Source organism: Streptomyces sp. NPDC007157 (assembly GCF_040634235.1).
Lineage (GTDB): Bacteria > Actinomycetota > Actinomycetes > Streptomycetales > Streptomycetaceae > Streptomyces.
Window position 1 is genome coordinate 16794 of sequence record NZ_JBEYFE010000035.1, and the last position, 12159, is coordinate 28952.

Here is a 12159-nt window from a genome sequence, read left to right on the forward strand (position 1 = left end):
GGTTCACCGCTTCCCGCGGGGGCGCTTGCTCTCGGCGGGTGCGGTGCCGTGCCCGGACAGGATCTGGTGCAGCAGGTGCTCGTCCTGCTCGGACAATTCCGAGACGAAACGGGCCAGCACCGCTTCACGGTCGGAACCGCCCGCCAGCAGGGAGTGCATGCGCTGGGCGGTGTGGGACGCCTCGTCGCGGGCCGGTTCGTAGGCGTAGCCACGGCCCTCGCGGTGCCGTACGAGCATGCCCTTTTCGTACAAACGGGACAGGATGGTCAGGACGGTCGTGTAGGCGAGATCGCCCGGCAACCGTTCGCGGACCTCCCGCGCGGTCTGCGGACCGGTGGCGGCCCAGAGCGCGGCGAGCACATTGCTCTCCAACTCGCCTCGCGCCCGCCTGCCGGATCCTTCGCGGGCTTCCTCGTCGTCTCGATCCGCCACCGTTCGCCTTCCCTCACCGTCGTGCGGACAGCGTACCCGGACACCCCTACGAGTTGTAGGAGGTGTGTTCCGGGCTGCGAGGCCACACCTCGCGACGCCACGCCGGACCGGGCGGCCGTCGACGGCGGAGATCGGGATGGCGTCCGCTGGAGCCGCTGCCGCCCCCTGCCGCGGCCTTCACCTGGGCGTCGGCGCAACGCCAACCCGACAGCAACCTGAACATCTCCGCAAAGTCCCTGGTCAGGATGGCTGAGCGATGACAACTGGGCGCTCTCGCCTGCTCGGTGAGCGCGGTTCGCCGTCCGCCCGCTCACCGAACCGAGGGCGCGTCCGCCGGCACCGGGGCTGTCGTGATCGTCATGGGGGTGCCGGTGACCGCGACGAGATAGGTCCGCGGCCGCACCGCGCGGAAGCCGCCCGGAGGTCTGACGACGTAGTCGGCGGAGGAGTGCGGGGCCAGGGCGCCGGGGCCGGCGGCGACCGTCCACCAGTTGGAGGCGCCCTGGCCGGTGCGGCTGGCGAAGTGCGGGACGAGTCGCGTCCCCGTGGTGTTGACGGCGCGCACGTCGATGGCGGTGATCCCGACGCGTGCGTGGTGCGTGGCGAAGCGCACCGCGAGGGTCATGCGCAGTGGCGGTGAACTGGCGGCGGCGACCACGACGCACAGCAGGGCGGGCGTGAGGAGCGCCGTGGCCAGAGCGGTCTTGGCCCGGCGGCCGGCGAAGCGGGACAGAAGCGGCTGCCAGGCGGCGGCGAACGCACCGGCCGGGACCGTTGCGGCGGCCGCCAGCCACAGAGGGGTCATCATCAGGAAGTAGCCGTCCTGAGAGCGGGTGGCCAGGTAGAACGCGGTCCACGGCAGGACGGTCAGGGCGGGGCCGAGCCGCCGGACGAACAGCACGGTGGCGGCCAGGAGTCCCAGCAGGAGCAGCGTGCTGCCGTAGGAGTAGAAGTCGAGGCGACTGCTGCCGGCGGTGAAGTAGTAGGAGATGCCCATCACGCCCTGGCCGTGCAGGATCGCCTTCTGGTCGAGGGGCAGCAGGATGCCGTGCAGCCAGCCGGAGAAGTCCTCGACGGCGAAGTAGGCGTTGACGGCCGACCAGGCGAGCGCGGCGGTGGCCGCGTAGCGGACGGTGACCTCGAGGGCCCGCCGTCCGCCGAGTTCGCCGCGCCGGACGGCGTACAGGCCGATCAGGAGAAACGGGGCGAGGAACCAGGCGAGCTGCTGCGCGGCGCAGGCGGCGCCCAGACAGGCCGCCCGTAGGGTGCCCTGGGAACCGAGACGGCCGCCGGCACCGGTGTCCGGCCAGCGGACCACCACGGGGACGAGCAGCGCGAGGGCCGTGATGGCCGGATAGCCGGCGTAGGCGTAGTGGGGCAGGAGGCCGAAGCCGAGGCAGACGGCCGTGGCCGCGGACCGCCACAGGGCCGGGAGCAGGACCCACAGCAGGACCGAGGAGGCGACGAGCGCCGCGGTGGTGACCAGGGTGGCGGCGGCTGTCGAGTGGACGACGGCATGCACCGGGGCGGCGAGCAGGGCGGTCAGCGGCGGGTAGCCGTAGGTGTAGTCGGCGCCGCCCGACATGGTCTTGGTGATCCCGACGGCCGGCGTGTCGAAGAGCCAGGGCCAGGGCTGGCCGTAGACAGGATGGCCGCGCAGGATCTCGCTCGCGGCCTGGGCGGTCAGGACGCCCTCGTCGGTGCCCGCGTGGTCGAGCAGGTATCCACAGGTCACCAGGGCGACGGCGGTCACCAGGACGGCAGCGTCCACACGGATCAGTGAGCGCCGATCGCGCACCAGGAGGCTGAGGACGCCGCAGACGAGGATCGAGGCGTAGCAGACGGAGATGACCGCGGCGATGGCCGGTGCGGACTTCATCGCGGTGGTCCAGGCGGCACGCGTCCCGATGAACAGGCTGATCGTCGCCAGGAGAGTCATCCCGCGGTGTACCTGCTGCGGCCCGGTACCGGCGCCGGACGCCGGGGGCGGCGCCGCCAGGTCGGTCACCCTCCGCCACACCGTCCCGGTACCGTTTCCGGCACCGTAGGCGTCGGCCATGACGCCCACCTCCTTCACCTCGTCCGACCGCCCGGGCGTGTGTGGCGCTCCGGGCGGTCAACCAAGCGAGTACTACATCATGTAGAGGTAGGCGTACGGTGAGAACGCCACAGGAATCGGGCTCCGACTTCCGGCCATCGGCGACACCCTGCCGACCCGACGCGCATGCCCGGCTGCGGATCGGCCCGCCTTTCCGCTCCGTCCACTACGAGGCGGCAGCCCTGCGCTCCTGGACCTGCGCGTAGGTCATGAGGCCGAGCAGAACGGCCAGCAGGACGGCCGAGGAGCCGGCGGTACCGAGGTTCAGTCCGCCCTTGGCGACGGGCTTGGTCAGGAGGTCGCCCGCGGTCGCGCCGAGCGGGCGGGTGAGCACGAACGCGATCCAGAACAGCAGGACGTTCGGCACCGTCGGCACCTTCATCAGTACGGCCAGCAGGGCGAGCGCGCCGGTCACCAGCAGCGCGCCACCGGCGTAGCCGAGCCCGGAGCTGTCGGACAGGAAGTCGCCCATGGAGGTGCCGAGGGTGTTGGAGACGAGGATCGCCGACCAGAACAGGGCCTCGCCGCGGAAGGTGACGATGTCGCGGATCTGGAAGGTCATCCCGCTCAGTCGCCACACCGCGAAGATGACCAGCAGGATCGAGATGAGGATCGCCGCGCCGACCGGGTAGCCGAGGCCGAGACCCTGCGGTCCCCAGCCGAGTGAAGTGGCGCCGCCGGAGAGGTACTTGGTGCTGGCATCGCGGTTCATGAAGTCGGACATGGTGGTGCCCGCCATGCTGGTCGACAGGATGACCGTCCAGTAGAAGAACGGGTTGTACCGGTGGGAGCGGAGCTGGACGACGAGCGTCACCACGAAGATCAGGAACAACGCGATCGTGGTGAGGAAGTAACCGAGCTTCAGGGTCTGCGCGAAGAGGTCCCCGGCGGTCTCACCCAGCGTCGTCGCCGCGATCTTCATGATCCAGAAGGCGAGGGTGACTTCGGGCAGTTTCTTCATCACCGAGTTCGTCGTGCTCGCGACGTCGAGATCGGTGAGGGCTTCCGGCTGCTGCAATGTGGGGGGCTCCTTGTGTGGTCGGACGGCATGGCGCGCGCTCCGCGATGGGGGCGAGCGTCCTGCCGGATGGGCGACCGCGACGGCGCGATCGCAACCACCGACCCTGACAGCGTCGGCCTGCACCTTTCTGAATGCCTGTCACATGCCTGGTCAGACCGCGTGGCGTGCCGTCCGCCGAGACTGCGCCACGTCACTCGCGGCCGGTGGTGTCGATGTGATGGATGGACAGCGTCCGCTCGCGCCGGTACCAGACCACGAAGACCATGGACGGTGACCTCGGGCACCTTGTTCCAGCGCAACCGGCGGCCCGGGGACGCCTCGGCGCCGGCCGCCGAAGGCACCGGGGTGTGCGATGCCTCGTGTGTCATGAGGCCCGACCGTGCCACGGAGTACCTGAATGCATCCTGACCGCCCGTACCGCGTCGGCCGAGCGCCGGGTGGACAGCGAACCGGACACTCGACGGTACTCCTGCGCGCGTGTCCCAGGTAGATTGAAGATCCCTCGGACAGGCCCACACCCGATGGCGGGCACGGACCACGACAGCCGTCGCCGAAGCCCCGCCCATCGCCCAGCCACGTCGCAGGGATGAGGGAGCCATGCGCACAACAAGGCGGAGCGGCGGTCTGCCGACCTGCGCCACACCGACCAGGCGCCTGACCGACCGTCAGGTGAGTCGGCGAGGGGTCGTCATGAGGCCGTCCGGACATCGCACCGGATGACCACGGGCGCACCTGGGCCGACTGCCGTGTAACCGATACTGACCTGGGGTAGCACCAGCTCGCAGGGGGGCTGGCAAAGTGAGGGGCGAGCCATGTTCTACTACCTGCTCAAGTACGTGCTGCTGGGGCCGCTGCTGCGGCTGGCGTTCCGGCCCCGGATCGAAGGTCTGGAACACGTGCCCGCGTCGGGCCCGGCCATCGTGGCCGGCAACCATCTCTCCTTCGCCGACCACTTCCTGATGCCGGCCGTCCTCAAGCGGCGGATCACCTTCCTCGCCAAGGCCGAGTACTTCACGGGGCCGGGCGTACGGGGTCGGCTGACCGCGTTCTTCTTCCGCAGCGCCGGACAGATCCCGGTGGACCGCTCCGGCAAGGAGGCCGGCCAGGCCGCGATCCGGGAAGGGCTCGGGGTGCTGAGCCGAGGGGAACTGCTGGGCATCTATCCGGAGGGCACGCGCTCGCACGACGGCCGGCTCTACAAGGGCAAGGTCGGCGTGGCCGTGATGGCGCTGCGCGCCGGCGTCCCGGTGATCCCCTGCGCGATGATCGGCACCTTCGAGGCGCAGCCGCCGGGCAAGGTCATCCCGAACATCCACCCCGTGGTGATCCGCTTCGGCAAGCCCCTCGAGTTCTCCCGCTACGCCGGGATGGAGAACGAGAAGGCCGTCCTGCGCGCGATCACCGACGAGATCATGTACGCCATCCTGACCCTCTCCGAGCAGGAGTACGTCGACGAGTACGCGGCCGTCGTCAAGGCCGAGCAGGCAGCGGCGAAGGGTGCGAGGGAGCGCAAGTTCCCGCGAGCGCCGTTGAGTTGACCTGGTACGACCGAGGGGCGGCGGGAGTGTTCCCGCCGCCCCTCGACGCCGTTGCGGACGGATTACGGCTGCGGTGTCGCGTGCGGCGTGCAGGTGACGTCCGCGCCGTCCAGCTTCCCGGTGAGCAGGTAGGTGTCGACCCGGCTGTTGATGCACGGGTTGACCAGGCCGGTCACACCGTGCGAGCCGGCACCCTGTTCGGTGATGAGGCGGGAGCCCTTGAAGCGCTTGTGCAGGTCGACGGCGCCCGGGTACGGGGTGGCGGCGTCACGGGTGGACTGCACGATCAGCACCGGCGGCAGACCCTTGTGGGTGGTGACGTGCACCGGGGTCTGCTGCTTGACCGGCCAGGAGGCGCAGGGGAGGTTGAGCCATGCGTTGGCCCAGGTCATGAAGGGGTACTGCTTGTTGAGCTCGGTGTTGTCGCGGTCCCACTTCTTCCAACTGGTGGGCCACTTGGCGTCGGTGCACTCGACAGCCGTGTAGACGGCGTTGCCGTTCTCCGACGTGATGTTGCCCGCGGTGTCGGAGAGGTCCGGGGCGGCCGCGTCGACCAGGGCCTGGGTGTCACCGGCGAAGTACTTGCCGAACACCGTGGCGACCGGCACCCACGAGGAGTCGTAGTACGGCGCGCTCTGGAAGAAGCCGATCAGCTCGGCCGGTCCGACGACCCCGCCGATCGGGTTCGCCTTGGCGGTGGCGCGCAGCTGGAGCCACTTGGCCTGGACTGCGTCCCGCGTGGTCCCCAGGTGGAAGGCGGAGTCGTGGGCTGCGACCCAGTCCTCCCAGTCCTTCCAGCGGCCCTCGAAGGCGACGTCCTGGCCCAGGTTGGCCTCGTACCAGATGTTCTCGCGCGACGGGCCGACGACGCTGTCGACGATCATCCGGCGGACGTGTCCCGGGAACAGCGTCCCGTACACGGCGCCGAGGTAGGTGCCGTAGGAGACACCGAGGTAGTTGAGCTTCTTCTCGCCGAGCGCGGCCCGGATGACGTCCAGGTCGCGGGCGGTGTTGGCGGTGGTCATCTGCTGGAGCATCGCCCGGCCGGTGCGCTCGGCACAGCCCTTCGCGTACTCCTTGGCGAGCTTGCGCTGCGCGGTCTTGTCCGCCTCGGTGTCCGGCACCGGGTCGGCCTTGGGGGCCTTCACGAACTCCTGCGGGTCCTCGCAGGAGATGGGTGCCGAGTGGCCGACACCGCGCGGGTCGAAGCCCACGAAGTCGTACGCCTTCGAGGTGTTGACCCACAGGGGGTTCTTGGTGGTGACCCGGAGCGGGAAGCGCATTCCCGAACCGCCCGGGCCGCCGGGGTTGTAGACGAGCGCGCCCTGGCGCTCCGCCTTCGTCCCCGTGTTGCCTATGCGGTCGACGGCCAGCTTGATCTGCTTGCCGTAGGGCTTCGCGTAGTCGAGCGGCACACTGACCCAGCCGCACTGGACGGGCTTCGTCAGGGCCCAGTCGGCCGGGCAGTCGGCCCAGTCGATCCCCGCCTTGGCGGCATGCGCGGCGGCGACGGCCGCGCCCCGCTGCTCACGGTCCTGCCCGTGCCGGGCCTCGGCGCCGGACGCGGGAGCCGCGAGCGCACCGGTGATCAGGCTCGCGGTGACGAGCGCCCCGGCCGTACCGAACGCGAGTACCCGGCTCCTCGATCTGAAGTTGTCCCTCAAGTGGGCCCCTCCCCGTACTTGGTTACGAATAGTCAGGGGGGATCCTTCCGGCTGTGAACCTCCTGAGAACAGGGTGTGACAGCCGTCTTTACCAATCCGATAACCGGACGATCACGTCCCGCTGAGCGGATCAGGCACCGAGGTGGTCCAACGCCTCGTCCAGCACCCGCCGGAGCAGCAGCGCATCGGCCGCCACCGCACTCACGAGCACAGCGGGCCCGGCGAGCGGTGTGAGCGCCGCGCACTCCCCCAGCATCCGCGCCCCAACCGGCTCCGTCGCGAACTCCGGTCGTACGACGACGAGTTGCCCCACCGCGCGTCGTCCCGCCAGCACAGCCGGCCCGTCCCAGCCGCCGGGCGCCCCTGGTCCGCAGGCCAGCTCCTGGTCGAGGAGCGCTCTTCCGGCGACGCGCACCGTGAGCCGGCTGGTGAGCCGCCCGGGCGCCTCCCCCACCCGTCCGAGCACCTGTTCCTCCCGCAGCACCAGCCGGCCGGCCGCCCCGACGTCGACACGGGTGGAGACGTACAGGTCGCTCCCCTTCGCGGAGATCAACTGCTCGGGCAGCCAGCGCAGTTCACCACCGTCGGCGACATCGAGCCGCACGTCGTACCTGGCCTCGCCCTTCAGCTGCCCGGGCAGCGCGATGGTCGCCGCGACCGAGCCCACAGACAGCCGGGCCCCGTCCTCCACCCGGGCCTCGATCCCGAACCGGTCTCCGCCGAGCGGCCCGCTCATCGCCCCGACGACCATCACCCGGGCCTCGGCCCCGTTCCCCCGGGTACGCCGCAGCGCGAGCGGCCCCTCCCCCTCCAGCACGGGCAGCGAGGTGCCGCCCCGGCCATCGGCCCGGGCGACGATCCGCGCGCCGGCACGCACCCCGGTGACGGTCATGCCGTCCACGCGCCGAGCCGCTCCCGCACCCACCGGGCCACGTCCGCGACACCGGTGTCGCCGCGCAACGACTGGAAGACGACAGGCAGTTCGGCCCGCTGCGCCTTCGCGTCGGCGGCCATCCGCGCGAGGTCCGACCCCACGTAGGGCGCGAGGTCGGTCTTGTTGACGATGAGCAGGTCGGCGGTGGTGACACCGGGGCCGCCCTTGCGCGGGATGTCGTCGCCACCGGCCACGTCGATCACGAAGATCTGCGCGTCCACGAGCCCCTTGGAGAAGGTGGCCGTGAGATTGTCCCCGCCCGACTCGACGAGGATGAGATCCAGCGGCCCGACCTCGTCCTCCAGGTCCTCCACGGCTTCGAGGTTGGCCGAGATGTCGTCCCGGATCGCGGTGTGCGGACAGGCTCCCGTCTCGACGGCGGTGATCCGCTCGGGCGGCAGCACGGCCTCCCGCAGCAGGAACTCGGCGTCCTCACGCGTGTAGATGTCATTGGTGACGACGGCCAGGGACAACTCGTCACGCAGGGCCCGGCAGAGAGCGGCGACGGTAGCCGTCTTGCCGGAGCCGACGGGCCCACCGAGCCCGATGCGCAGGGCACGCCGGGATCCGTCGGGACGGCGGGCGTCGGCGCTGACGGCGGCGGGGCCGTGGTGATGGTCGTGGTCGAGATGCATATGCGGCTCCCTGTTGGTACGTGGCCTTCCGAACGGCCTGTTCTGCAACTGACGGCCCTACGACGCGAACAACCGCACCGCCCACCCCGCGTGCCACTCCGCCCCGATCTCCAGCAACGGCGCGGAACCGGCGGGCAGTTCGTCCACCCCACCCCCCGCGGCCGCCCCCCGCGCCGCCTCCACGGCCCGGTCCACCACCCGGTCCACCTCGGGCGCCAACCGAGCCAGCGCGCCCGTCGCCTCGAACGGATCCAGACTCAGCAACCGCACGACCGCCGTGGCCGGCCCGCTCACGCACTCGTACGCGGCGCAGTAGGCCGCGTCCTCGGCCGACAGCCCCGCCGCCCGGGCCACCACGCCCAACACCACCGGCTGGTGAGCACCTTTGGGAAACTCCTGTGCCAGGGCGTCGAGTTCGGCACCCGGCCAGGTGACCCGCGCGGCCCGCAGCAGCTGTCGTCCGAGCCTGCGAGCCGTACCCCGGAGCGCGGGCGACGGCGTGCGGGCGTCCGCCGCCGCGTCCAACTCCCTTACTCCGACACCGAGTACCGCGGCCGCGGCGAGCGCACCCGCCACCAGCCCCGCCGTGTGCAACCGCCCCCGGCAGAACTCCTCCAGGCTCGCCGCCCCGGTGATCCGCCCGGCCTTGACGGCCGCCTCCGCCCCGCCGGAGTGCGCATGCCCTCCGGCGGGAAAGCGGCCGTCGGCCAGTACCAGCAACGCAGCCCGAGACATCACAGACACCGGCTCTCAGAACAGGAAGTAGCGCTGGGCCATGGGCAGTTCGGCGGCCGGTGTCGCCTCGACCAGCTCCCCGTCGATGTACACGGCGAAGCTGTCGGGGTCGACCCGCACCCTCGGACGCGCGTCGTTCTCACGCATGTCCGCCTTGGTCACCCCACGGGTCGACTCGATGGCGACGAACCGCTTCCCGAGCTGCAGCCGCTCCGGCAGCCCGTCCTCGATGGCCAGCGGGGCGACGAAGTTGAAGGAGTTGGCGGCCGGTGCCCGCCCGATCGCCCCGTACATGGGGCGCGGCAGAATCGGCTGGGGGGTGGGGATCGACGCGTTGGCGTCGCCCATCTGCGCATAGGCGATCTGGCCGCCCTTGACGACGAGGTGCGGCTTGACCCCGAAGAACGCGGGCTCCCACAGCACGAGGTCGGCGAGCTTGCCGCTCTCGACGGACCCGATCTCACGGGCGAGCCCCTGGGCGAGCGCCGGGTTGATCGTGTACTTGGCGACATAACGCCGTACCCGGTGGTTGTCGGCCCGTCCGTCGCCCGGCAGCGCGCCGCGCCGCCGCTTCATCACATGCGCGGTCTGCCAGGTCCGCAGTATCACCTCGCCCACGCGCCCCATGGCCTGCGCGTCCGAGGAGATGATGGAGATCGCCCCCAGGTCGTGCAGAAGGTCCTCCGCCCCGATGGTCGACGGCCGGATCCGTGACTCGGCGAAGGCCAGGTCCTCCGGCACCGCCGGGTTCAGGTGGTGGCACACCATCAGCATGTCGAGGTGTTCCTCGGCGGTGTTCACGGTGTACGGCCGCGTCGGATTCGTCGAACTCGGCAGTACGTGCGGCTCGGAGACGACCGTCATGATGTCCGGCGCGTGCCCGCCACCCGCACCCTCGGTGTGGTAGGCGTGGATCCCGCGCCCGCGGATCGCCGCGAGGGTGTCACCGACGAACCCGGCCTCGTTCAACGTGTCCGTGTGGATGGCCACCTGGATGCCGGTGCGGTCGGCGACGGTGAGGGCCGCGTCGATGACCGCCGGGGTGGAACCCCAGTCCTCGTGCAGCTTCAGCCCCAGTGCCCCGCCCCGGATCTGGGAGACCATCGCCTCGTGCGAGACGGTGTTGCCCTTGCCGAGGAAGCCGATGTTGAGCGGGTACTGCTCCATCGCCTCCAGCATCCGGGCGAGGTGCCACGGCCCCGGGGTCACGGTGGTGGCCTTGGAACCCTCGGCCGGTCCCGTACCACCGCCCACCAGCGTGGTGACGCCCGCGGCCAGCGCCTCGTCGGCGATCTGCGGGCAGATGAAGTGGACGTGCGCGTCGACACCCCCGGCGGTCAGGATCCGCCCGTTGCCGGCGATGACCTCGGTCTCGGGCCCTATCACCAGCTCCGGGTGGACCCCGTCCATGGTGTCGGGGTTGCCCGCCTTGCCGATGCCGGTGATCCGGCCGTCGCGGATGCCGACGTCGGCCTTGACGATGCCCCAGTGGTCGATGATCACGGCGCCGGTGATGATCGTGTCGGGGGTGCCTTCTGCGCGCGTAGCGCGCGACTGGCCCATGGATTCGCGGATGACCTTGCCGCCGCCGAAGACGGCCTCGTCCCCGGCGAGGCCGGGGCCGCCGGAACGGTCCTCCTCGATCTCCACGATCAGGTCGGTGTCGGCGAGCCGGATCCGGTCGCCGGTCGTCGGTCCGAACAGGTCCGCGTAGGCGGCGCGGGAGATCTCAGGCATCGAGGGCACCTCCGGTCTCCCCGCGCAGCCCGGGGACGACACGCGCCCCGGCGAGGGGGACGAGTTCGACGTCGACGGGGATACCGGGCTCGAAGCGGACGGCGGTGCCGGCGGCGACGTTCAGCCGCTTTCCCCGCGCGGCGCCCCGGTCGAACTCCAGTCCGGGGTTGGCCTCGGCGAAGTGGTAGTGGGAGCCGACCTGGACGGGCCGGTCGGCGGCGTTGAGGACGGTCATCCGGGTGACGTCGCGGCCCTCGTTGTACACGATGGGCTCGTCGGCGAAGAGGATCTCTCCGGGAATCATCGGCGCCCCTCAGACGATCGGGTCGTGGACGGTGACGAGCTTGGTGCCGTCCGGGAAGGTCGCCTCGACCTGGACGTCGTGGATCATCTCGGGGATGCCCTCCATGACGTCGTCCCTGGTGAGGAGCTTGCGCCCGGAGGCCATGAGTTCGGCGACGGTACGGCCGTCCCGAGCGCCTTCGAGGATGTGCGACGTGATGAGGGCGATCGCCTCGGGGTGGTTCAGCCGCAGTCCGCGGGCCCGGCGCTTCTCGGCCACGTCGGCCGCCACGTGGATCAGCAGCCTCTCTTGCTCGTGCGGGGTCAGTTGCACGGTCCCACCTCACAGTCCTCGCTCCGGACCGTGCGGGGTCCGGTTGCCGCAGCCACCGCGACAGAGCGGGCTCAGGAACCCGATCCGGATACGGAAACCCCTGGTGGCGTGGATCGGCAGGCTAGTTCGCCGGAGTTTCGACGACGTTAACCGGACCTTGATCATCTGATGACCGGTGCATGGAGGCGCGTCCCGGCGCGCGGCGCGCACCATCCGCGCCGGCGGCCGCCACTCCACCGCCGCCCTCACGCCCGTACGGGTGAACACCGGGTCGCCGGGGGCCGTCGGCACGCGCATCGGCCCTCCCCCGGACGTGCCGGGGGAGGGCCGATGTCACGACAGGGGTCGGGTCAGGAACCCGCGGCACCCCGGTGTTCGGCCGTGATGCCGAAGCGGCCGCGCTCCGGGCGTACGGCGGTGCTCTCGCGGACCGCGGAGACCGCGCTGACCACCTGCCCCTCGGCGGCTTCCGAGAGCTCCTCGAGGCGCTCGAGGTCGGCGGCGGAGACGAGGGCGACGAGAGGCTTGCCGTGCCGCGTCACGACAACGCGCTCACCGCCGTACACCACCCGGTTGATCAGTTCGGCGAGCTCAGCCCTGGCTTGCGTCACCGGAATCTCGTAGGCCATGCCTCCAGCTTACGGGGCACCTCGGACAACACATCTTGTTCGGCTACAGCGGAATCCCCGCACCGCACCCACCCAAGGTTCTGTACGTCCTGTACATTTCTGACGGAGAGTCCGGCCGCT

The 12159-nt window shown here is 70.8% G+C and carries 12 protein-coding genes; 1 reads left to right on the top strand and 11 read right to left on the bottom strand.

The features are described from left to right. Positions 1-3: 3 nt before the first annotated feature. From ABZ642_RS40760 to ABZ642_RS40770, 3 genes are all read right to left on the bottom strand, one after another. Positions 4-432 (bottom strand): BlaI/MecI/CopY family transcriptional regulator, encoded by a 429-nt coding sequence (locus ABZ642_RS40760; protein ID WP_360494859.1) that lies wholly within the window; start codon positions 430-432, stop codon positions 4-6. Between the two features lie 310 nt (positions 433-742). Continuing rightward, positions 743-2491: a hypothetical protein gene (locus tag ABZ642_RS40765; RefSeq protein WP_360494861.1), complete on the bottom strand. Its 1749-nt coding sequence runs from the start codon at positions 2489-2491 to the stop codon at positions 743-745. Between the two features lie 205 nt (positions 2492-2696). Further along, on the bottom strand, positions 2697-3548 hold the full coding sequence (locus ABZ642_RS40770) for a hypothetical protein (protein ID WP_360494864.1): 852 nt from the start codon (positions 3546-3548) through the stop codon (positions 2697-2699). A gap of 815 nt (positions 3549-4363) precedes the next feature. Here ABZ642_RS40770 and ABZ642_RS40775 point away from each other — a divergent pair. Continuing rightward, a complete protein-coding gene (locus ABZ642_RS40775; protein WP_360494867.1) occupies positions 4364-5089 on the top strand; it encodes a lysophospholipid acyltransferase family protein in 726 nt (241 codons plus the stop codon). Positions 5090-5151: 62 nt separating this feature from the next. Here ABZ642_RS40775 and ABZ642_RS40780 read toward each other — a convergent pair whose 3' ends face one another. From ABZ642_RS40780 to ABZ642_RS40815, 8 genes are all read right to left on the bottom strand, one after another. Beyond that, complete coding sequence (locus ABZ642_RS40780) at positions 5152-6753, bottom strand: alpha/beta hydrolase (RefSeq protein WP_360494870.1); 1602 nt, start codon at positions 6751-6753, stop codon at positions 5152-5154. A gap of 130 nt (positions 6754-6883) precedes the next feature. After that, positions 6884-7645 carry an urease accessory protein UreD gene (locus tag ABZ642_RS40785; RefSeq protein WP_360495043.1) on the bottom strand — a complete coding sequence of 254 codons (762 nt, stop codon included), beginning with the start codon at positions 7643-7645 and terminating at the stop codon, positions 6884-6886. Continuing rightward, positions 7642-8322, bottom strand: a complete 681-nt coding sequence (gene ureG, locus ABZ642_RS40790; protein ID WP_360494873.1) for an urease accessory protein UreG — start codon at positions 8320-8322, stop codon at positions 7642-7644. The genes ABZ642_RS40785 and ureG overlap by 4 nt, the downstream gene beginning before the upstream one ends. Before the next feature lie 57 nt (positions 8323-8379). Then, a complete protein-coding gene (locus ABZ642_RS40795; protein ID WP_360494876.1) occupies positions 8380-9057 on the bottom strand; it encodes an urease accessory UreF family protein in 678 nt (225 codons plus the stop codon). Between the two features lie 15 nt (positions 9058-9072). Next, positions 9073-10794, bottom strand: a complete 1722-nt coding sequence (locus ABZ642_RS40800) for an urease subunit alpha (RefSeq protein WP_360494879.1) — start codon at positions 10792-10794, stop codon at positions 9073-9075. After that, a complete protein-coding gene (locus ABZ642_RS40805) occupies positions 10787-11098 on the bottom strand; it encodes an urease subunit beta (RefSeq protein WP_360494882.1) in 312 nt (103 codons plus the stop codon). The genes ABZ642_RS40800 and ABZ642_RS40805 overlap by 8 nt, the downstream gene beginning before the upstream one ends. A 9-nt stretch (positions 11099-11107) precedes the next feature. Next, positions 11108-11410, bottom strand: a complete 303-nt coding sequence (locus tag ABZ642_RS40810) for an urease subunit gamma (protein WP_037672587.1) — start codon at positions 11408-11410, stop codon at positions 11108-11110. Between the two features lie 350 nt (positions 11411-11760). Further along, positions 11761-12039, bottom strand: a complete 279-nt coding sequence (locus ABZ642_RS40815) for a type II toxin-antitoxin system Phd/YefM family antitoxin (protein ID WP_360494885.1) — start codon at positions 12037-12039, stop codon at positions 11761-11763. Positions 12040-12159 lie beyond the last annotated feature (120 nt).

Coding starts and splice junctions, on each gene's coding strand:
- ABZ642_RS40795 (WP_360494876.1), bottom strand. CDS start 9,057: ATGTCTCGGGCTGCGTTGCTGGTACTGGCCGACGGCCGCTTTCCCGCC.
- ABZ642_RS40765 (WP_360494861.1), bottom strand. CDS start 2,491: ATGGCCGACGCCTACGGTGCCGGAAACGGTACCGGGACGGTGTGGCGG.
- ABZ642_RS40785 (WP_360495043.1), bottom strand. CDS start 7,645: ATGACCGTCACCGGGGTGCGTGCCGGCGCGCGGATCGTCGCCCGGGCC.
- ABZ642_RS40775 (WP_360494867.1), top strand. CDS start 4,364: ATGTTCTACTACCTGCTCAAGTACGTGCTGCTGGGGCCGCTGCTGCGG.
- ABZ642_RS40805 (WP_360494882.1), bottom strand. CDS start 11,098: ATGATTCCCGGAGAGATCCTCTTCGCCGACGAGCCCATCGTGTACAAC.
- ureG (WP_360494873.1), bottom strand. CDS start 8,322: ATGCATCTCGACCACGACCATCACCACGGCCCCGCCGCCGTCAGCGCC.
- ABZ642_RS40800 (WP_360494879.1), bottom strand. CDS start 10,794: ATGCCTGAGATCTCCCGCGCCGCCTACGCGGACCTGTTCGGACCGACG.
- ABZ642_RS40815 (WP_360494885.1), bottom strand. CDS start 12,039: ATGGCCTACGAGATTCCGGTGACGCAAGCCAGGGCTGAGCTCGCCGAA.